Here is a 20,996-nt window from a genome sequence, read left to right as displayed (position 1 = left end):
ACTATCATTCTTATTTTTTCTTGATCCTGTAGACGTATGCGAGGATTTCAGCGATTGCTTTAAAAAATTGCTCGGGAACAATATGGTCAAGCTCTACTTGATCGTATAACGCACGGGCTAACGGCCGATTCTCGACTGTCATTACATCGTGCTCACTAGCGATTTGGCGAATCTTAAGGGCTATTGAGTCAACTCCCTTTGCTATTACGAAAGGCGCATCCCTCTTGGATTCATCGTATTTTACAGCTACGGCATAATGCGTTGGATTTGTAATGATGACATCAGCTTTTGGCACCTCTTGCATCATTCTTCTCATCGTCATTTCTTTTTGCCTTTGCTTGATTTTGGATTTTATGAGAGGGTCACCCTCCGTTTTTTTATACTCGTCTTTGATATCCTGTTTGGACATCCTGATATTTTTTTCAAAATCATATTTTTGATACAAATAATCCAATAAAGCTAGAAAAGCTAGAGCAACACCTGCAAAAAGGCCCATATACAATGTTAATTTACCAAGCAATGAAAGCGCCTCTTCAGCTGTTAATAGGGGCAGCCGAATGATTTCACCGAAATGAACCCAAATGACTGAGAATGTAACAACACCGATAATCGCAATTTTTAAGATCGACTTCAATAACTCAACAATCGCCCGTAAACTGTAAACTCGTTTAAATCCGCTGATCGGATCAATTTTTTTTAAGTCCGGTTTTACCGCTTCAGTTGAGAACAGAAACCCGACTTGCATGATGTTGCCGGCCATTCCAGCGAGAAAGGCGATGCCCAAAATCGGCAAAAGAAGCAATGCACTCTCTGTCACCATATCGATAAATAATTGTTTTACATTGTTCAAAGAAAGAGAAAACAATAATTTTTCTGTGTAAAAGCTTTTGATTAATGCGATGAGCCGATCTCTCATAAACGGTCCGACAAGGGTTAAAGACAAAAAGAGAAAAATGATCAAAAATGCAGTGTTCACATCTGAACTCTTGGCAACTTGCCCCTTTTTTCTAGATTCCTGCTGCTTCTTCGGGGTCGCTTTTTCGGTTTTCTCACCTGCAAAATATTGCAAATCCAATCGGATCATGATATTCCTCCAAAGAGCGTCAATAAATCCCTCATTGTCCGAATGATTTGCTCAAACAGCAATTGAACGGAATAGAATAATACACCCATACACACAATCAACATGATAAAGCTGACAGCAATCTTTAACGGCAGGCCGACGACAAACACGTTCAGCTGCGGAACAGTTCTTGCCACAATGCCTAGAGCCAGATCAACAAGAAACAAGCTGGCAACGATAGGAGCTGACATTTGAAATGAAATAACAAACATTTGATTGAAACGCGTCATGATAAATTCGGCCAGGCCTTCGCCGGAAAAAGAAATCAACTGATCGACAGGTATGTACTGATAGCTGTAAAAAACACCATCAAGCAGCATGTGATGCGCATTAATGCTCAGCATAAACATCAGAGCCATCGTGTACAAAAAATGACTGACAAGAGGGTTCTGTGCCCCCGTTTGCGGATCAATTACGTTCGCTACCGCAAAGCCCATTTGAAAATCAATAAATGAACCTGCGATTTGAACGGCAGAAAGCATAATATATGCAATTAACCCCAGAAGTAAGCCAACCAATATCTCTTTTCCAAGTAAAAGAAAATAATAGCCATCAACCTTTAATATAGGAGGATCATTCAACGTACTGAAGCTGACAACTCCTAAAAAAAAGGCAAATCCTACTTTATGAACGGCAGGTATCGTTCGATATGAAAATAGAGGCAAAGTAACAAAGAAAGCTGTGATTCTTATAAAAACAAGCAAAAAAGCCGGAAAATAATCGATAAATGATCCCATGCCGTTACCTGACAAATTGATTCAAATTAGAAAAAAGTTCAGTTGTAAACGATAGAATAGTTGAAAGCATCCAAGGGCCGAAAACCACCAATCCGATTAATACGGCGACGATTTTTGGTATGAACGCAAGGGTCTGCTCCTGGATCTGGGTAGTAGCCTGAAAAATGCTGACCGCTAACCCGACAACTAAAGCGAGACCAAGAGCCGGGCCACTGATCAGCAATGTGATATACACTGCTTTTTCCGCGATAGAAATAACAAATTCTGAACTCAAAATGAAAACACCCATTCTAATAGCTTTGTAATAATGACTTCACAATTAAATACCAGCCGTCTACCAAAACAAATAAAAGGATTTTAAAAGGAAGCGAAATGATTACCGGCGGCAGCATCATCATCCCCATTGCCATAAGGACGCTGGCAACTACCATATCAATGATTAAAAAAGGAATAAAGACCATAAAACCGATTTGAAAAGCAGTTTTCAGCTCTGAAATGGCATAGGCAGGAACCATCGTTGTTAGCGGGATGTCTTCCAGTGACTCTGGCTGTTCCATGTTTGCATAATTCATAAACAGGGCGAGATCCTTTTGTCTCGTATGCTTGCTCATAAACTCTTTTATTGGCATTTCCGCCTTTCCATAGGCTTCTTCCAGGCCAATTTCATTATTCAATAACGGCGTTAACGCTTGATCGTTTATGTCTGAAAACGTAGGAGCCATGATAAAGAAAGTCATAAACAGTGCAAGCCCGAGCAATACTTGGTTGGGCGGCATCGATTGGGTAGCCAGTGATGTTCTGACAAATGACAATACGATTACAATTCTCGTGAAACATGTCATTAAAATTAAGATCCCGGGCGCTACGGATAAAACCGTCAAAAGCAGCAGAAGCTTGACTGATGTGCTTACTTGTTCCGGATCACTCGAATTAAAAAGATTAATAAATTCATTCATTGTGATGCGTGCCTTTCTTTATTCCTTCTTTACGCAAATTCTTTAATTCCTTAAGTTCCTTTTTTAGAGAATCTGCAAATGAGCTCTTTGGCTCAGAAACTTTTTTATGACTGCTTTTCACCTGGTCCAGCCATTTTGGCAACTCAATTTTTCGATTGACTGTTTCCTCATGCTGAGCCAGAATAACTTTTCGTTCTTCTTCATTTTCAATTTCCTTTAATAATTGAATAGATTCCCCGACGCCGACAACCATAACTCTCTCTCCTACTTTGATAAGCTGGACCGATCGATTCTGTCCGAGAGAGGTTCCCCCGAGGTTTTCAATATATTGAAAGGGCCGAATCATCTTGTTCCGTTTGTTCAACAGCTTAATGACCGCATAAATAAGAAAGATAACAAAAAGCAAAGCCCCAATCATTCGGAAAAAATCCATTGCTGATACGGAAGCAGACGGTTGTTTCACAGGCGGGCTCTGTTTTTCTTCCTTACGGTTTTCTACCGGTTTTACCTTATCTTCATCTTGCTGCTGAAACCATTCATCAACAGTGGCGTCTCCAGTTTCTGCAGCTGAAACTGGAGATGCATGATAAGCGAATAGAAGACAAACGATAAAGCTGATTGACATAAAAGATTTATAAGAAACCACCTTTTACACCTTCTAACTTAACGTTTTATTAATCGCTTCGAGCACCCGGTCGGCTTGAAATGGTTTCACAATAAAATCCTTTGCTCCGGCTTGGATGGCGTCAATTACCATCGCCTGCTGCCCCATTGCTGAGCACATAATCACTTTGGCCTGTGGATTAATTTGTTTAATTTCTTTCAAAGCTGCTATTCCGTCCATTTCAGGCATGGTGATGTCCATCGTCACAAGATCGGGCGATAATTCTTTATATTTATCTACTGCTTGTACACCGTCCGCAGCCTCGCCTACTACTTCAAAGCCGTTTTTCACTAAAATGTCTTTAATCATCATTCTCATAAAAGCTGCATCATCTACGATTAAAACTTTATATGCCATTTTGTTCTCTCCTCTTAAAATATTATCCTGCATTAACGGGCAGTATGTCCCCCACCTCGGGGGCTTTAGGCCACCCTCAGAAGTCTGTGGGGGATCAACTGCCCGTAAAAGCTAGGGTTGGCTTCACCTAACAATCAGTGGGAGATGAATGTACGAAGGCTAAAAGCTTAGGCGTCCTGTGCGGGCGCCTTCACTAGCACATCCTATGCGTCGAAACCCCTACTGATTGAGGTTCACTTTATTTCAATTTATGGATTCTTTCTTTTTGGCTTAATATATCGGTCACTCTTACTCCGAAATTTTCATCGATGACGACTACTTCGCCTTTAGCTACAATCCGTTGATTAACCAAAATGTCAACTGGCTCCCCGGCCAGCGTATCAAGCTCGATAATGCTTCCTGCTGAAAGCTCTAATATTTCTTTTACACTTTTTTTAGTCTTTCCAAGCTCCACGGTAACTGATAAAGGAATATCCAACAGCATATCCAGGTTATTAGTCTTGCTTGTTCCTTCATGGGTCCGATCTTCAAAAGCGGAAAATTCGACTGGAGACACGCTCTGTCCGGACGATTTTTTCTCTTTTTGAAGAGAAGATGCCGGCTTCGAATGGACTGCTTTCGGCTCATTCTCTGGGTGTAAAACTGGCTCCGGTTTAGAAACACATTCAGAGGAATGATCATCATTATTATTTGCAGGTTCAATTAATTCATTGATAAATTCTTTAGCAAACGTGATCGGCGACACCTGCATGATGTTTGAATCGATTAACTTTCCAACTGTTAACCTGAATGATACTTTAACCAGCTTTTCTTCTCCAGGAATGGTTTCGGTTCCCTCGCCCTGGTTAACATCGAGTAAGTTCAAACGTGGTGGCGAGATGTCAACTCGTTTTTTAAAAACCGTTGACATGGATGTAGCAGCTGAACCCATCATCTGGTTCATCGCTTCCTGAACAGCGCTTAAATGAATATCATCCAACGGAACATCTGAATTGTTTCCGTCACCACCCATCATCAAATCGGCAATGATTGAAGCGTCCGATTGCTTGATGACTAACAAATTGCTGCCGGTGAAGCCTTCGGTGTAGTTTACTTCAATCGCTACATAAGGATGGGGAAATTCCTCATTCAATTTGCTTTTTAGGACAATCGAAACATGAGGAGTTGTAATTTCCACTTTCTGGTTCAACAGTGTTGATAAGGCGGTGGCTGAACTGCCGAATGAAATATTTCCGATTTCTCCGATGGCGTCCTGCTCGATCGGTGACAATTCTTCATAACCTTCTAAACTGCTCGTGCCATTGAGCAATGAATCAATTTCATCCTGAGATAACGAATTATGTTCCAATTTTTTCACCTCTTATGTCGTGATCTAATATTTGAATGGCTACTTTTCGATTCACCCGGCCGGCTTGTCCAAAAAACTTTGGTCTTTCACCGACCTTCACAGTGAGAGGCTCTGTAACGGATTGATCAAGTGTAATGCAATCTCCAATTTCAAGATTTAGAAATTCTTCAATCGTTAATTCTGATGTCCCTAGTTGAGCGACGACAGGAACGTGAGCATCCATAATCTGTTTTTTAAGTGAGTGTGTTTCTTCCGGCTTCGGTTCAATTCGCTCGGATTGCATCCAATAATGCATGGACAGTTTAGGTATAATCGGCTCCAAAACCACGTGAGGGATGCAGAGGTTGATCACTCCGCTGATGTTGCCAATTTGAGCATTGAGTGAGATGACAACAACCGTTTCATTTGGAGATACCATCTGAACAAATTGAGGATTTACTTCAAACCCTGTCATCTCGGGGTTGATTTCGGCAACCTGTTCCCATGCTTCCCGATAATTAACCAACGAATTTTCACAAAGATTCGAGATAATTTTTGTCTCTATTTCTGTTAAACTATCTTTTTTACTTCCGCCCATTCCGGTTCCGCCCATGACCCGGTCCATCATCGTATAGGCGATCGTTGGATTAACCTCCATCATGATTTTCCCTTCTAGCGGACGAACCTCAAACAAATTTAAGATCGTCAAACTGGGAATGCTTCGAATAAATTCTTCATAAGGCACTTGATCGACAGAGCCGACCGAAATATTTATGTATGTTCTAAGCTGAGCTGAAAAGTATGTCGTGAGCAGCCGGGAAAAATTTTCGTGTATTCGGGTTAAGCTTCGAATCTGATCCTTTGAAAATCGAAGAGCCCGTTTAAAATCATATGTTTTCACCTTTTTTGCTGTATCTTCTTTTTTTAGTTCATCTGCATCCATTTCACCAGTTGATATCGCAGACAAAAGTGCATCAATTTCATTTTGGGACAATACTTCCCCTGCCATTTACTCACCTCCCTGGTACCTTATCTGTCCTTCTTATTGAAGATTAAAGGAGGTTATATACACCTTTGTTATCTGTCCTTCTCGCATATATGCATTCACTTTTTCTTTCAGCTTATTTTTGAATGCGACCTTCCCTTTTGCACCTTCAATCTCATCAGCCTTCAGATTGGCAAGAAGCTCAATTGTACTGTCCTTTTCTTTCGCTTTTTTTGAATCTGTTTCTAATTTTAGCGAGATGCGTACGATAGAATCACCCTGTAAATTCGTGATGACATCATTGATATCGACAGAGGCTTCCAGTACTTCGTCAATCGTCGGTTCCTTGTTCGAATCCTCGATTAAACTGCTTTTCAGAACCAAAAATGCCGCGGTGCATAATGCTGCAATAGCTACTATGACGATCACGCTAACGTTTACCAATTTCTTATTCATTGCTGCCTCTCTTCTCTCCTTTATCTAAAGAAAGGATGTGTATCTCTTTGTAAAAAGCTTTGATAAGGGAATAAACCGTTTCTTCATCCTCCTTTACTACAAATTTTTTCCCATTGGTTAAGGTAATCGTAGTATCAGGAAAACATTCGATCTGTTCAATAAATAACGCATTAAGAGAAAACATTTTTCCGTTCAGACGGGTAACTTTGATCACGGTTTTTCGGGAGTCTAAGCTAAGCCCCCATCCTCCTTATCGTTTGAGATTCAAAAGCTCCTGTAAAATTTCATCTGACGTTGTAATAATTTTGGAATTCGCTTGAAATCCCCTTTGCCCTACAATCATTTCCGTAAATTCATCTGAAAGCTCAACATTGGACATTTCAAGATAGCCTTGCTGGATTGTCCCTTTTCCGTTTTGACCCGGGTTACCAACATCGGGATTACCTGAATTTAATGATGCAGTATACAAATTCCCGCCGGCTTTTTCTAATCCTTCGCTGTTAGCAAATGTCGCCAGTTGAATTTGTCCTGCATTCTCTACTTGATTTTCATTATTTAAGTAAGAGACTGTTCCAAATTCATCGATGGTTAAACTCGTTGCATCTTGAGGTATCGGACCATTCACTCCATTGACATATAAGCCATCTGCTGTAACCAATCTGCTGTCTTGATCGAGGTAAAGATTTCCTGCTCTAGAATAGAAGGTTTCCCCTTCTTCATCTGAAACAGTTAGATACCCCTCGCCTCTTATTGCAATATCAAGCTTTCTCCCTGTGAACTGAGGAGCGCCTTCTGACTGAACCGTATCGATAGTGCCCATTGATGAACCGAGTCCGATTTCTTGAGCGTTTGTTCCCCCTTGGCCACCAGCAGGGGCTTTGGCACCCGCCAACTGCTGGCTGAAGGTATCTTGAAAAGTCACTCTGCTTTTTTTGAACCCAGTCGTTCCGACATTGGCGATATTGTTTCCGATGACATCCAATTTTGTTTGGAAATTTTTCATTCCGCTTACTCCAGAGTATAGTGAACGTAGCATGTATAATTCCTCCCGATATTTTAATTTTGATTCGTAATTGCGACTACAGAAGCAGCTTTAATTTCTTTTCGGCCTTTTAGGACAAGCGTAAATTCATTATTTGCTTTTTTTACAGATTCAACGACACCGGTTTCTACAGCCGTTTCGCCATTGTTCTGTGCAGTTTCCCAGCTGACTTCTTTGCCTATCCATTCCGCATAGGATGAGATAGCGTTCTGCCCGGATAAATAATTTGTTAACGAGTTGTTTAAATTGGTCATTTGCTCCAAGGAAGAAAAGGTAGCCATTTGCGCAATAAAATCTTTGTCTTCAAGCGGTTTTAACGGATCTTGATTTTGCAGCTGAACCATTAATATCTTTAAAAAATCATCTTTTCCTAAATTGGAACCTTTCGACTGTCTTTCTGGTGCATTCGATAAATAGAGATCTGAATCAATCGCGTTTGTGCTCATTGCTGCTCCCTCCTATCTTCGGCCACTGATTCGATTTTCATCTCATCAAGAAATTGTTGAAATGGTTCATTTTCTTCGTCTTCAAATCGTTTATGCTCTCTTTGCCGGGAATGTCTCTCACCTTCTCCATTGTGCTGATTTAACTGCAGGTGGCTTACATCCTGTAAAGGAACGGAGAACCGTTCGATTTGCATCGGCATGTTCGGCAGCGCCTGTTTTAACAATGGGAGGTGATGCTCTAACAATTCCTTTGCTGAATCGGAAGAAGCGATAATTCGACCCGTCATTAGCCCATGCTTATTATTAATTTTGACTGTGAGATGCCCAAGATGCTCCGGGTGAAGACGGACCGTAAAGCTCCCGGTCATTTTCCCAAAAGGAGTAAATTTCGCCTTTTTCCAAGCCACGATAATTTGATCTGGTAAAACCGGTTTTTGTTTCTTAGGAGAAATTGGTTCAGCTTGCTGCACCTCTGCACTTTTATTCATTTGAAGTACCGGTTGGACTTGGCTTTCTTCTAAATCACCGGCTTTTGGTTTTATTTCTGCATGTTTTCCGGTTTCTGCTGTACCGGATTTGCCAAGAAACTGATGGTTAAGGGGAAAGCTCAAAGGCAGCTTGCTGGCTTTTCCTTCGCTTTTTTCATCCAACAGCACTGCTTGGGAGGCGGTATTCGTTTTCCATTCCGTTTCCTTTTTTTCTCCATTGATTGAAGACAGCAGCTTTGCTATGACATCTGTTTCACTCTGCGAAAGCTGAACTTCTGAGCTTTTTAGCTTTAATTCACGTAAGGAACTATCTGCCGAAGTTGCCTTTTCATTGCTTTCACTTGTTGTCTTTGTCAATGAATCAGGTTGCTGCACTTCTTGTACTGCTTGTTCTGACCAAAGAAGTGGCTGACCATCCGCTTGAATTCTTTTTCCCAAAAATCCATTTTCTGTACTTATCCCAGCACTATCTGATCGAATAATATGCTTAAAGAATGATGAAAAAATCTGTAAAAACGCTTTTGCTTCCATCCTGATATTCCCTTTGATAGGATTACTCTGCTGTTTCATCGGCTGAATGGACTGGTTCTCTAAATGTTCAGGTTTTATTTGAAGATCCGCTAAACCAGCAAACAATTGAGAAAGCTGCTTTACGTCTTGCTGAGAAATATCTGGCATTGCAACTTGCTGAAATAATTGCCCTAATGCACCGGAAGTATCGCCAGACATCGCGCGAATTGTATTGTCCTGATTTTCTTCCCAGCTTTCATTCAGCCCGGATATTATTTCGTTGTCCTGCCGAATGTTGTCCGCTGTTCTCGTGTTCGGTTCAAAAGGCTGCATCAATGGCTGATCCTCAGTTCGTGTGTCTTTGCCGGGTAGTGCTTGAATGCCGAGCAGCTCAGGGCTTGCTGCTAATCTTTCAAACAATCGGGATAATACCTGGAAATCATGCTGGCTCAAACCCGTTAATAGGTGCTCCAAGTTTTCACTTTTCTCTGTAAAATCAGCTTCACTATCTAATTGTTGGCTGCTTTTCTCATCCAGCGCTGGAAGCTTGTGAAAAATGTCTGGTATCGCACGATAGTTGTTGTTCGTTTCGGTGGAAAGTGAATCCTTTGTGCGAGATACCTCCTGCAGCTGATCTGGTTGAATTCTATTTCCGTTTAGTAAAAAAGAGAGCATTCTCCCCAAATCTTGAAATTTTTGCTCCGCAATGTTTTCAATTGCAGGTTCCTGAGCAATCTGCCCGCCTATTTGTGCGGATAGCAATTGCTGAAAGATCTCCGGACTGCTTCTGCTTGAATCACTCGTTTTTTGTCCATTTCTTGCATTGGACAGCACAACATCAAGAAGTTTGATCTCATCCACCTCCATTCTCTTTAGTTTTCAGAGAGCTTTGTTGTAAAACGAGCCGCATCTTCAGGCTTCATTTGTGACAGTATTTCTGTTAGTTTTTTATTACTCATCTTCTTTAAAATGTTCAAGGCTTCTTCATCGTTCAATTCTGCTAATATCTTAGCTGCTTTGCTTCCAGTCATCGATTCATAAATAGTAACAAGCTTATCCTCTTCACTGCTTTCATTCGCTTCATCTGAAGGTTCATTATCATTTTTTTGATCAAGATTTTCCATCGATCGGATTTTTTGATTCAACCTGTCAATTTCATCCTGGCTGGTCTTCAAATCACTTTCTAAAATTGACAGCTGTTTCGTTTGGTCTTCAATTGTTTTTTTTAGTTTTTGCTTCTCTTCATCATTTTTTGGTGCAGCAGATTTATCAGCTGGTTTCTTATCTGTGATCAGCTCCTTTACTACCGGAAGTTTACTGGCTGTATTTTGCAGCGGTGCTGACAGATCCACGTTTAACAATTGAAGAAGGACAATCGATAACACAACAGCAAACACTAGCGGAATAAGAATGACAAATAGAAACCATTGGAATTTTCCGCTTTCTTTCTTTTTGGCAGACATTGGAGCTCCCTCTAGCTTCCTTGAAACATAAATTGTTTCATTGATAATTCGTCCATTTCCTTTATTTGAACGGCATTTTCTTGAGTAAGAAAGCTTAACTTTTGTTTTTCTTTCATTTTTTCATACTTCTTCAATTCCATTGAAATTTCTGTCAGTTCCTCTTGTTTTTCATTCATATGGTTTCTTTTCGCTAAGACGAGCTGTTGGTAATGAAAAATAGTCGTTTCAAGATTAGTGCAAAAACGTTGATAATGCCTCATTTCTTGAATACTCATGCCATTTTGGAGTTTATTGTCTTTGCTTTTTTCCAGCTCTTCCTTCAGCTTCATATTTTCATATAACTTTTCAGCGGCTTTTTCAAAATCATCCACTGATTTTTGATACATAGCAAAGGATTGATTCTTCTCATTTTCTTTTAGCACAAACAGCTTTTGAAATTTATACGCAAACGCCATCATCAGACCTCATTTCTTTTCAGTTTTAAAAGAGCAGAAATACTTTCTTCCATAGAAGAAGTGCCATCTATTCCTTGTTTCAAAAAAGAAATCAGCTTGGGCTGAAAATGAATCGCCTCATCTATTTCTTTTGACGAACCGGGTTTATAAGCTCCGATAGTGATTAAATCTTCATTGTTTTGATAGACAGAAAGCAGGTTTCTAAACCGGGATGCTGCTTCCTTGTGCTCTCTTGAAACGATATTATTCATAACTCGGCTTACGCTTTTTAAAATATGTATCGCAGGAAACTGGCCCTTATTGGCTAATTCCCTGTCCAAGACGATATGGCCGTCCAGTATCCCCCTAACCGTGTCCGAGATCGGCTCATTCAGATCATCTCCATCGACCAAAACGGTATAAAAAGCAGTGATGGAACCCTTTTTATCCATTCCAGTTCTTTCTAAGAGACGGGGTAAAATAGCGAACACAGAAGGTGTATATCCCTTCGTTGCAGGCGGTTCTCCTGCAGCCAAACCAATTTCCCGCTGAGCCATCGCCACTCTCGTCACAGAATCCATGATCAGCATGACGTTTTTTCCTTGATCTCGAAAAAATTCAGCAATTGACGTAGCCGTATATGCAGCTTTCAATCTCATTAAAGCGGGCTGATCCGAAGTAGCTGCTACGACGATAGATCGCTTTAGCCCGTCAGATCCGAGCTCTTTATCAATGAATTCTCTTACTTCGCGTCCTCTTTCTCCAACTAACGCAATGACATTGATATCTGCTGTCGTCTGCTTTGCGATCATTCCGATTAGCGTACTCTTTCCAACACCGCTTCCGGCAAAAATTCCAACCCTTTGTCCTTTTCCAATCGTTAACAGTCCGTCAATCGCTTTTACGCCCACCGTCATTTTTTCATCGATCGGAGGACGGTTCATTGGATTAGGAGGTTCTTGATCAATCTGCACCTGGGATAATCCTTTTGGCAGCAAGCTTTCATCCAGTGGTTCTCCAAATGCATTTAAAACCAAGCCTTTTAAACTCTGTCCAACCTTCACCTTTAAAGGGCTTCCTGTCGATTCCACTATGCTGCCCGGTGCAATATTGGCTACCGGCAGATAGGGCATCAGCAAAATATATTCATCTCTGAAACCGACAACTTCTGCCTTGACTGGGTTATGAACGCCTTTCTGTCCATGGATCAAGCATACGTCACCTATTGAACTTACAGGTCCTTTTGATTCGATCATCAAGCCTACGACTTTTTTTACCTTGCCGTACCTTTTATACGAATCGACGCTATTAATAAATTCAGCGATTCTGGCAGTGTTCAATATTCTCCACCTGCCTGAATCAATTCAAGCAATTTTGCTTTTAATTCATTCAATTGCGTATCAATGCTGGCATCGATTCTGCCAAAGTCTGTTTCAATGTAACACGTTCCTTTTGATGCTTCCGTATCAGCATAAATATTCAGATGGCAATGGTGCGGAAGGCAGTGAATGAGCTCCTGTTTAAGTTCATACACGTACTCCACGTATTTTGCATCGATAAATATTGAAATATTTTCGTATTCCTTTAAGTCGTTAATCACTTGGGAGACTAAAGATTGAAATTCCTCTTGATCGTCTTCTTTTTGGTTCCAAACCTTTTTGGCAAGTGCGACGGCAAGATTGATAATTTCCTCCTGCGCTCCTTCCAGCTTTTCTTCATAATCAGCTCTTGCAGCATTAGAAATTTTATTTGCCTTTTCTATTAAACTGGAATATTTATTTTCTGCTTCCTTTTTCCCGAGCTCCAAGCCGCAATCATATCCTTCTTGCCTCGCAGATTGAATAAGCTTCTCTTTTTCGCTTGACCATGCTTGCCGTTCTTTCTCTAATTCAGCTCGCGCTTCGGCTGTAATCCTTTCTGCCTCTGCCTTTGCTTCAGCAATCAGGATCTCTGCTGATTTGGCATCCGGTATTTCATCTATTGATTCCTCATATAAATGGTCTTCCGCCACATTCCATTCAATCTTTTGAAGTGAAAGGGTTCGTTTATGATTTGAAACAGCTTGCTTTATCACTTTAGACAATAATATCATCCCCTCCGCCTCGGGCTATGACAATATCTCCTGATTCTTCCAGCTTGCGTATAATGCTGACAATTCTTGATTGGGCTTCCTCAACATCTCTCAATCGAACAGGCCCCATAATTTCTATATCTTCTTTAAATGTCTCCACCATCCGCTGAGACATGTTGCTAAAGACGATTTCCTTCACCTCTTCACTTGCGACTTTTAGCGAGAGAAGCAAATCTTCATTTTCGACATCTCGAATAACGCGTTGAATCGCTCGGCTGTCCAGGGTTACGATGTCCTCAAAGACAAACATTCTTTTCTTAATTTCTTCAGCAAGTTCTGGATCTTGAACCTCAAGAGAATCAAGAATCGTTTTTTCCGTGCTTCGGTCCACACCGTTTAACACATCAACAACAGCCTCGATTCCCCCGGTTTGTGTATAATCTTGGGTAAAGGTAGACGAGAGCTTTCTCTCTAGAATTTGTTCAACCTCGTTGATAATTTCCGGAGACGTCCGATCCATGACGGCTATTCTTCTTGCTACTTCAGCTTGTACCTCCGGATGTAATTCCGACAGAATCTGTCCTGACTGGACCGGATCAAGATACGACAGAATTAACGCAATTGTTTGATGGTGCTCATGCTGGATAAAATTCAAGATTTGCGAAGGTTCTGCCTTACGGGCGAAGTCAAAAGGTTTGACTTGTAGTGAAGAGGTCAGCCGATTAATTATACTTCCAGCTTTTTCTTCCCCTAAGGCTTTTTCGAGAACCTGTCTGGCATAATCAATGCCTCCTTGGGTAATGTAATCCTGTGCAATCGCAATTTCATGGAACTCTTCAATTACATCTTGTTTTTTATTCGTACCAACCGATCGAACACTTGAGATTTCCAACGTTAATTTCTCTATTTCTTCTTCGGTTAAATGTTTGTACACATTTGCTGAAACATCTAAACCTAAGGAAATCATTAAAATGGCTGCTTTTTGTTTGCCGTTCAGTTTTTTTTGTTCTCTTTTCGCCATTTCGATTCCCCCTACTCTTCAGCAAGCCATCCGCGAAGCAATTTCGCAAATTCTTCCGGTTTTTCTTTTGCCATTTTCTCCAGCTGTTTTCTCCGTACACTTTCTTCTGATTCTTTTTCGTCATTGACGTCTTCGACAAATATTGGCTCTTGTCTTTCGAAGACAATCTCCTCTTCTTCATTTTCACTGTCATTCTTTTTCCTACGGATGAGCAAAATGAGTAGTAAAATAACAATGAGCAGCAGAGCGCCAACTGCGGCATAGATCCAAATTGGAATGCCTCCGCTTGTTGTTTCAGGAGGAGTTGATTCGATTTTCCCATCAAACGGCTGGACGGATACGACGATCTTATTGTCAATCTCATTCTGGGTAAGGGGCTGGCTCTCTATATCTTTATTAATTGACGTAGTAACAATGGTCGAGAGAATTTGCCTAATGTCATCTTCTCTGTCAGACGTCAAGGATTGAACATTCTTTGGATCCGGCGGCTCAACCATTACTTGAATGCCTAAGTCTCTTATTTTATACGGGCTTTCTACGATTTCTTTATGTACTCGGTTAACCTCATTGTTGATCCGTTCTTCATTTTTTTCATAATCGCCATTTCCGGACCCGCCAGCTGCCTCATTATAATTTGTTATATCATCTTCCCCTGTGCCGTTCACTCCGCCAGCTTGTGCACCTTCACCTGTATACGTTTCTGTTACACGTTCGGCACTGACTGCTATACCTTCCATATTTTCTTTATCCACCGGCTCAACAAGATCTTCTTTTCTGCTTTCTTTTGTAAAATCGATATCGGTTGTGACAGATACAACTACTTTGTTCTGTCCCATCATCGTGCCAAGAAGCGATTGAACTTGTCTGCCAATATCTTTCTCTACTTGGGCTTTTATTTTTTGTTGAGAGGAAAAGTTATCTGAAGCGTATTCAGAGCCTTGTTCGTTTTGGTCATAATATGTAAAATTTTGATCCATGATAACAATATTCTCGGGCTGCAAATTCGGAACGCTTTTTGAAGCGAGGTGATATAACCCATTAATTTGCTGCTGGTCCAGGGTATTAGCACCTTCAAGCTCAAGAACGATAGATGCTGACGCGGAAGGTGCTTTTTCTCCTACAAACACAGTTTCCTGGGGGAGATTTATCAATACCTTACTGCTCTTCACTCCATTAATCGTATTAATAAGATTAGACAGCTCCGTTTGCATTGCATCGACTTTCAACACTTCAAATTCATTATCTGTCATTCCGAAGCCAACACTTTGGCCAAAAAAGGAGTAATCAATTTCTCCGCTTTTCGGAACCCCTTCTGCTGCTAGTTCAACCTTCAATGAATCTACACGATCCGCAGGTACTTTAATCACCGTACCGTTTGCATCGAGCTCGGAGATGACCCCTTTTTCATCCAATGTTTGCTTGATTTGTCCTGTTTCTTCTGCAGTCAAATCCTTATACAGCGGCACCAGATTCTCTTTCGAAAAAAAAATAACGGCGAGTAGAATTATAATAATTACAGCTGCGATTCCACCGATTACTAATCTCTTTTGCGTTTTTGTATACTTCATCCATATATCATTTATTTTGTTTGTTATCTTCTTCACATTCATACTGATCCCCCGATATTGCACTAGTTCTTGATTCGTAATCTCCCGCCATTACATTTGCATCCTCATCATTTCTTGATAAGCTTCAATCGCTTTATTTCGAAATTCTGTAGCAGCGGTCAGCGTTATGTTTGATTTTTGAGCTGCGATCATCACTTCATCGAGATTTACATTTTGCCCTTGTGCAAGTGCATTTGTCAGTTTATCAGATTCTGCCTGTGATTGATTTACTTCTTCAATAGATGATTTGAGCATATCTGCAAAACTGGTTTTCGTTGACTGTATATTCGAATGGGGGGCTGCTCCATGACTTTGTCCAATTGATTGTAGTTGAAATGGAGAAACTTGGTTTATCATATTGCTTATTCACCTTACTTTCCGATTTCTAATGCCTTCATTAACATTCCTTTTGTGGCATTCATAGCTGTTACATTCGCTTCATAGGACCTGGTGCTGCTCATCAAATCGACCATTTCCTTAAGAGGATCGACGTTAGGAAGCTGAACGTATCCTTCATCATTCGCATCAGGATGAGACGGGTCATAAATTTCTTTAAATGGCGTTTCGTCCTCTGTAATGCCGCTGACCCTTACTCCTCCACCGGCTTGATTGTTCTTCATCGCGGAATTCAATACAGACGAGAACGATTCACCCTTAGCTTCTGTTTCGACCATTTTTCTGCGATAAGGTTGCCATTCCCCATCAACCATCTTTGCTCTCGTTGAATCGGCATTGGACAAATTTGAGGAAATCACGTCCATTCTGACTCGCTGCGCCGTTAAAGCCGAAGCCGAAATGTTCATTTGGTTAAATATTGTCATGCTTTTCCTCCTGTTATGGCTGTCTTAAGCGAATTAAACTTTCCGCTTAGCCGATCAACCAGCGCCTGATACTCGATTTGATTTTGGGCAAGCTTGGACATTTCTTGATCAATGTCCACATTGTTGCCATTTTGCTGATATGTACCTTTACTTTTAGTAACAATTGAATAATTCAGTCCAGAATTCAAAAAATCAAGATGTCTTTCGTTAGTTTTTAAGGCATTTAGTTTTTCCGATTCATTTTTAAGAATATTTGAAAAGGAAACCTCTTTCGATTTATAGTTCGGAGTGTCTACATTAGCTATATTTTCAGATATGACTTTTTGCTTAACATCCGCTCTGTTTAAGGCATTTTCGAGTGAGTGAATCGATCCCGAAAATAAATCCACTGCCAAAACCTCCAATCTTTGCATCTAAATAGAAATTATCCTTGTCGAGAATTGTAAAACTATATGAATATTGTATGTAAAATTAGGCTAAAAGTCTATGAAGTTTGTGTAAAAAAAAGTCGTATGATGTATCTATTTTAAAAATAGGACTTTTATCATGGATGTTTAGGACTATATTTTTTTCTTTTCTCTATTTTCTGAAATCTTATTGCTTTTCCCCAAAAAAAAAAAGCCAATAAAAACACCAGATGGATTCTGGTATTTTTATCGACTCAATTACAATTCGCGCTTAATGGGATTTTAAATTTTCTAATTCGACTAGGAATTTATTATTAAGGACTTTTATATACGTTCCTTTCATACCAAGAGATCTTGATTCAATAACTCCGGCACTTTCTAGCTTTCTAAGCGCATTTACAATAACAGAACGCGTGATTCCCACACGATCAGCAATTTTGCTTGCGACAAGCAGTCCTTCGTTACCGTCCAGCTCTTCAAAGATATGTTCAATGGCTTCTAACTCACTGTATGATAATGAACTAATTGCCATCTGTACAACTGCCTTGCTTCTAGCTTCCACTTCAATTTCCTCAGCTTTTTCTCTGAGGATCTCCATCCCTACTACTGTGGCTCCATATTCTGCTAGAATTAAATCATCGTCTTCAAATTGATCCTGCAGTCGGGATAGAATGAGCGTACCAAGACGTTCTCCGCCGCCGACGATAGGGACTACGGTCGTTAACCCAGCTTGAAATAGATCTTTATTTTCAACTGGAAATGCTGTATACTCGCTGTTAATATCTAAATTTGATGATGTTTCCGAAATAGCAAACAAACTTTTTGTATATGCTTCAGGAAATTGCCGGTCTTCGAGCATTTTTTTCATTCTGTCATTTTCAATTTGCTCGTTAATAGAATATCCAAGCAGCTTCCCTTTCCTGCTTAGAACAAAAACATTCGCAAGGATGACGTCCATTAACGTCTCAGACATTTCTTTGAAATTCACTTGTCTTCCAGCTCTTTCTTGCAGCATAGAATTAATTTTTCTTGTTTTTTCTAATAATGCCATTTCATTGTTCCTCCTAAAGTGCTTTTAAAATTTATCGGCTCCAATTAATAGGTGATGTGCGCTATTGTTGGATGAATCATCTTATAAAATAAATTGGCTTAAATCTTTATTTTTGGCGATTTCGCCCAATTTCTCCTCTACATATTGAGGAGTAATCACAATTTTCTCAAGCGTTATATCCGGCGCTTCATAGGACAATTCCTCTAATAATCGTTCAAGAATCGTATGAAGCCTTCTTGCACCGATATTATCGGTGTCTTGGTTCACGTGAAAAGCAATCTCCGCGATCTTACGAATAGCATCGTCAGAAAATTCAAGAGATATACCTTCTGTTTCCAATAATGCTTGATACTGCTTAAGAAGCGCATTATCGGGCTCGATTAATATTTTTACAAAATCTTCTATCGTCAGCTTTTTCAACTCAACGCGAATTGGAAAACGCCCTTGAAGTTCCGGGATCAAATCTGAAGGCTTTGCCATGTGAAATGCGCCCGCTGCGATGAAAAGCACGTGATCCGTCTTAACCGGTCCGTATTTTGTCATAACAGTTGAACCCTCTACGATCGGGAGTATATCACGCTGTACGCCTTCTCTTGAAACATCAGCTGAAGACCCTCCGCTTTTTTTGGCAACCTTGTCAATTTCATCGATAAAAATAATTCCTGATTGTTCCGCCTTAAATACAGCCTCTTGGCTTACTTCATCCATGTCAATCAGCTTTGCTGCTTCCTCGTTGATTAACACCTTTCTGGCTTCCTTGACCGTCAGCTTGCGGCGTTTTTTCTTTTTAGGCATAAGATTGCTTAAGGCATCCTGCATATTCATGCCCATCTGCTCCATCCCTGAGCCTTGAAGCATATCAAACATCGAAGGCTGTTGCTCCTCTACTTCAATGGTAACATAATGATCCTCAAGCTCTCCCATTGCAAGCTGATGGGCAATTCTTTTGCGGTTATTTTCAATATTTTCTTCTTCCGCGCCTTCATTTTCTTCATTTTGCTGTCCTTGAGCTCCGCCAAACAGCATTTCAAAAGGATTCTTGACATTTGATTGCTTTTTCTTACCCGGAACAAGTAGGCGAACAAGCCGTTTATTGGCGTTTTCTTCTGCAGCACCTTTAACCTCTTGCATTTTCTCTTCCTTCACAAGCCGCACGGACGTTTCAATTAAATCACGGACCATTGATTCCACATCTCTGCCTACATAACCCACTTCTGTAAATTTTGTAGCTTCAACTTTTATAAACGGGGAACCAACCAGCTTGGCAATGCGCCTTGCGATTTCCGTCTTTCCGACACCGGTAGGACCAATCATTAATATATTTTTTGGAACGATTTCATCACGAATATCTTCAGAAAGCTTGCTTCTTCTATACCTGTTTCGCAAAGCAACGGCTACAGCCTTTTTTGCTTCCAGCTGTCCGATTACATATTGATCAAGCCGTTCTACGATTTGCCTAGGGGTTAGTGTTCTCTTTTCCATAAAACGATTCCCTCCCTTATCAAAGCTCTTCAAGAATGATTTGATCATTCGTGTATACGCAAATTTCCCCGGCTACCTCAAGTGCAGCTCTTGCAATCTCCTTAGCTTCCATCGTATCATGTGCGTATTTTTTCAACGCTCTTCCCGCTGAAAGAGCATAGTTTCCTCCAGATCCAATCGCAAGGATGCCATCATCGGGTTCGATAACCTCACCAGTTCCGGAAACTAGAAGCAAATGCTCCTTGTTCATCACGATCAGCATGGCTTCCAGCCTCCTGAGAACTTTGTCGCTTCGCCATTCCTTAGCAAGCTCCACAGATGCTCTGCGCAGGTTCCCGTTGAATTCTTCAAGCTTTAATTCAAACATTTCAAAAAGGGTAAAGGCATCAGCCACTGATCCGGCAAAGCCCGCTAAGACGTTTCCATTAAAAAGCTTTCTTACTTTTCTTGCTGTATGCTTCATAACGACCGCTTGACCGAAAGTAACCTGGCCATCACCGGCCATCGCACATTTCCCCTCATGCTGAATGGCAAATATTGTTGTTGCGTGAAAAGATGAATTCATCTATAAGCCCTCCCTTTTTTATGCTCTTGGGTGATGAGACATATAAGAGTTTCTCAATTGATCTTTTGACACATGCGTATACACTTGAGTGGAAGAGAGGCTCGAATGTCCCAATAGCTCCTGAACGCTTCTCAAGTCTGCACCTTCATTTAATAGATGGGTAGCGAATGTATGCCTGAACATGTGCGGATGTATATGTAATGTACCTGAAGCCTTTTTGATTAAAGCGGTTAATATATAGCGAACACCGCGGCTCGTTAATGGGCCTCCCTTTTGATTGGCGAATACAAAGGAATGCTCATCCTTGCCTTTTGACAAAAGCTGCTGCCTGCCTTGTGAAAGATAAAGCTCCAAAGCACCCTGGGCATAGGAACCAATCGGAATATATCTTTGCTTTTTTCCTTTCCCATAAACAAGCACGGTACCCAGAGACAAATCAATGTCCGAAAGCTTAAGTGAACAGCATTCGCTGACACGTATACCGGTTCCGTATAAAAGCTCTAAAAGAGCCTGGTCCCTCTGCCCGCTTGGAGTGCTCTCATCAGATAAATGAAATAGTTCTTCGAGTTCTTGACTATAAAGAAATTTTGGAATTCTTTTATCCTGTTTTGGAAGGCTGACCAATTGAAAAGGATTCTCATGCACAAGCCTTTCACGCAGCAGAAATCTATAAAAGCTGCGCAACGCTGATATTTTTTTCGCTATTGTTTTACGTGAAAGCTTTTTTTTGTATGCATTCGTCAAATAGATACGAATATCCTGATACGTTACCCTTTCAAACTGTTCAATGCCTTCGTTATTAATAAAAATGAAAAACTCTTCGAGCGCAGCCTTGTAACTCTCAACAGTAAGCTGAGAATAATTTTTTTCAATTTGCAAATATTCAAGGAATAAATCAATACAATTCTCTTGACTATTCATAAATCCACCTCTTTAAGGCTTTTAAATGGTATCACATTATCTATTGAGGATGCAATTAATTA

26 protein-coding genes are annotated in these 20,996 nt (G+C 40.6%); all 26 read right to left on the bottom strand.

What is annotated here, in order from left to right:
• Window positions 1–10 precede the first annotated feature (10 nt).
• Window positions 11–1,087, bottom strand: a complete 1,077-nt coding sequence (gene flhB / locus JOC74_RS02540) for a flagellar biosynthesis protein FlhB (RefSeq protein ID WP_053602820.1) — start codon at window positions 1,085–1,087, stop codon at window positions 11–13.
• On the bottom strand, window positions 1,081–1,860 hold the full coding sequence (gene fliR / locus JOC74_RS02535; RefSeq protein WP_053602819.1) for a flagellar biosynthetic protein FliR: 780 nt from the start codon (window positions 1,858–1,860) through the stop codon (window positions 1,081–1,083). Before fliR ends, flhB begins: the two co-directional genes overlap by 7 nt.
• Before the next feature lie 4 nt (window positions 1,861–1,864).
• Window positions 1,865–2,134, bottom strand: coding sequence for a flagellar biosynthesis protein FliQ (gene fliQ / locus JOC74_RS02530; protein WP_053602818.1), 270 nt, complete (start codon window positions 2,132–2,134; stop codon window positions 1,865–1,867).
• A 16-nt stretch (window positions 2,135–2,150) separates the two neighbouring features.
• Window positions 2,151–2,816 (bottom strand): flagellar type III secretion system pore protein FliP, encoded by a 666-nt coding sequence (fliP, locus tag JOC74_RS02525; protein ID WP_211086036.1) that lies wholly within the window; start codon window positions 2,814–2,816, stop codon window positions 2,151–2,153.
• A complete protein-coding gene (gene fliZ, locus JOC74_RS02520; protein ID WP_053605996.1) occupies window positions 2,809–3,441 on the bottom strand; it encodes a flagella biosynthesis regulatory protein FliZ in 633 nt (210 codons plus the stop codon). The genes fliP and fliZ overlap by 8 nt, the downstream gene beginning before the upstream one ends.
• 33 nt (window positions 3,442–3,474) lie before the next feature.
• Entirely contained in the window at window positions 3,475–3,837 is a 363-nt protein-coding gene (cheY, locus tag JOC74_RS02515) for a chemotaxis protein CheY (protein ID WP_053602816.1), read from the bottom strand.
• 238 nt (window positions 3,838–4,075) lie between these two features.
• Entirely contained in the window at window positions 4,076–5,185 is a 1,110-nt protein-coding gene (gene fliY, locus JOC74_RS02510; RefSeq protein ID WP_053602815.1) for a flagellar motor switch phosphatase FliY, read from the bottom strand.
• Window positions 5,175–6,173 (bottom strand): flagellar motor switch protein FliM, encoded by a 999-nt coding sequence (gene fliM / locus JOC74_RS02505; protein ID WP_053602814.1) that lies wholly within the window; start codon window positions 6,171–6,173, stop codon window positions 5,175–5,177. The genes fliY and fliM overlap by 11 nt, the downstream gene beginning before the upstream one ends.
• A 33-nt stretch (window positions 6,174–6,206) precedes the next feature.
• Window positions 6,207–6,605 carry a flagellar basal body-associated FliL family protein gene (locus JOC74_RS02500; protein WP_053602813.1) on the bottom strand — a complete coding sequence of 133 codons (399 nt, stop codon included), beginning with the start codon at window positions 6,603–6,605 and terminating at the stop codon, window positions 6,207–6,209.
• Entirely contained in the window at window positions 6,598–6,819 is a 222-nt protein-coding gene (gene swrD / locus JOC74_RS02495) for a swarming motility protein SwrD (protein WP_053602812.1), read from the bottom strand. Before swrD ends, JOC74_RS02500 begins: the two co-directional genes overlap by 8 nt.
• Window positions 6,820–6,855: 36 nt before the next feature.
• Window positions 6,856–7,641, bottom strand: coding sequence for a flagellar basal body rod protein FlgG (gene flgG / locus JOC74_RS02490; RefSeq protein WP_053602811.1), 786 nt, complete (start codon window positions 7,639–7,641; stop codon window positions 6,856–6,858).
• Between the two features lie 20 nt (window positions 7,642–7,661).
• A complete protein-coding gene (gene flgD, locus JOC74_RS02485; protein ID WP_053602810.1) occupies window positions 7,662–8,093 on the bottom strand; it encodes a flagellar hook assembly protein FlgD in 432 nt (143 codons plus the stop codon).
• Window positions 8,090–9,952, bottom strand: a complete 1,863-nt coding sequence (locus tag JOC74_RS02480; protein WP_053602809.1) for a flagellar hook-length control protein FliK — start codon at window positions 9,950–9,952, stop codon at window positions 8,090–8,092. Before JOC74_RS02480 ends, flgD begins: the two co-directional genes overlap by 4 nt.
• Before the next feature lie 11 nt (window positions 9,953–9,963).
• Window positions 9,964–10,554, bottom strand: coding sequence for a MotE family protein (locus JOC74_RS02475; RefSeq protein WP_053602808.1), 591 nt, complete (start codon window positions 10,552–10,554; stop codon window positions 9,964–9,966).
• Between the two features lie 11 nt (window positions 10,555–10,565).
• On the bottom strand, window positions 10,566–11,009 hold the full coding sequence (gene fliJ, locus JOC74_RS02470) for a flagellar export protein FliJ (protein WP_053602807.1): 444 nt from the start codon (window positions 11,007–11,009) through the stop codon (window positions 10,566–10,568).
• A 2-nt stretch (window positions 11,010–11,011) separates the two neighbouring features.
• Window positions 11,012–12,328, bottom strand: coding sequence for a flagellar protein export ATPase FliI (fliI, locus tag JOC74_RS02465; RefSeq protein WP_053602806.1), 1,317 nt, complete (start codon window positions 12,326–12,328; stop codon window positions 11,012–11,014).
• Window positions 12,325–13,071 carry a flagellar assembly protein FliH gene (gene fliH, locus JOC74_RS02460; protein ID WP_376773322.1) on the bottom strand — a complete coding sequence of 249 codons (747 nt, stop codon included), beginning with the start codon at window positions 13,069–13,071 and terminating at the stop codon, window positions 12,325–12,327. Before fliH ends, fliI begins: the two co-directional genes overlap by 4 nt.
• The gene (gene fliG, locus JOC74_RS02455; RefSeq protein WP_211086035.1) at window positions 13,064–14,080 is read right to left on the bottom strand and encodes a flagellar motor switch protein FliG; all 1,017 of its coding nucleotides are present in this window, start codon (window positions 14,078–14,080) and stop codon (window positions 13,064–13,066) included. Before fliG ends, fliH begins: the two co-directional genes overlap by 8 nt.
• 11 nt (window positions 14,081–14,091) lie before the next feature.
• Window positions 14,092–15,696, bottom strand: coding sequence for a flagellar basal-body MS-ring/collar protein FliF (gene fliF, locus JOC74_RS02450; RefSeq protein WP_053605994.1), 1,605 nt, complete (start codon window positions 15,694–15,696; stop codon window positions 14,092–14,094).
• A gap of 42 nt (window positions 15,697–15,738) precedes the next feature.
• Window positions 15,739–16,044: a flagellar hook-basal body complex protein FliE gene (gene fliE, locus JOC74_RS02445; protein ID WP_053602804.1), complete on the bottom strand. Its 306-nt coding sequence runs from the start codon at window positions 16,042–16,044 to the stop codon at window positions 15,739–15,741.
• A gap of 14 nt (window positions 16,045–16,058) precedes the next feature.
• A complete protein-coding gene (flgC, locus tag JOC74_RS02440) occupies window positions 16,059–16,508 on the bottom strand; it encodes a flagellar basal body rod protein FlgC (protein WP_053602803.1) in 450 nt (149 codons plus the stop codon).
• Window positions 16,505–16,897 carry a flagellar basal body rod protein FlgB gene (flgB, locus tag JOC74_RS02435; RefSeq protein WP_053602802.1) on the bottom strand — a complete coding sequence of 131 codons (393 nt, stop codon included), beginning with the start codon at window positions 16,895–16,897 and terminating at the stop codon, window positions 16,505–16,507. Before flgB ends, flgC begins: the two co-directional genes overlap by 4 nt.
• A gap of 289 nt (window positions 16,898–17,186) precedes the next feature.
• Window positions 17,187–17,966 (bottom strand): GTP-sensing pleiotropic transcriptional regulator CodY, encoded by a 780-nt coding sequence (codY, locus tag JOC74_RS02430; RefSeq protein ID WP_053602801.1) that lies wholly within the window; start codon window positions 17,964–17,966, stop codon window positions 17,187–17,189.
• A gap of 81 nt (window positions 17,967–18,047) precedes the next feature.
• The gene (hslU, locus tag JOC74_RS02425) at window positions 18,048–19,448 is read right to left on the bottom strand and encodes an ATP-dependent protease ATPase subunit HslU (protein ID WP_053602800.1); all 1,401 of its coding nucleotides are present in this window, start codon (window positions 19,446–19,448) and stop codon (window positions 18,048–18,050) included.
• Between the two features lie 19 nt (window positions 19,449–19,467).
• Window positions 19,468–20,013, bottom strand: a complete 546-nt coding sequence (gene hslV / locus JOC74_RS02420; RefSeq protein ID WP_053602799.1) for an ATP-dependent protease subunit HslV — start codon at window positions 20,011–20,013, stop codon at window positions 19,468–19,470.
• Window positions 20,014–20,031: 18 nt separating this feature from the next.
• Window positions 20,032–20,934: a tyrosine recombinase XerC gene (gene xerC, locus JOC74_RS02415; RefSeq protein ID WP_053602798.1), complete on the bottom strand. Its 903-nt coding sequence runs from the start codon at window positions 20,932–20,934 to the stop codon at window positions 20,032–20,034.
• Window positions 20,935–20,996 lie beyond the last annotated feature (62 nt).

The organism is Bacillus capparidis (assembly GCF_017832095.1).
GTDB classification, from domain to species: Bacteria; Bacillota; Bacilli; order Bacillales; family Bacillaceae; genus Bacillus; species Bacillus gobiensis.
Note: the sequence above shows the minus strand (reverse complement) of the source record. Positions and strands in the feature narration are given on the sequence as shown.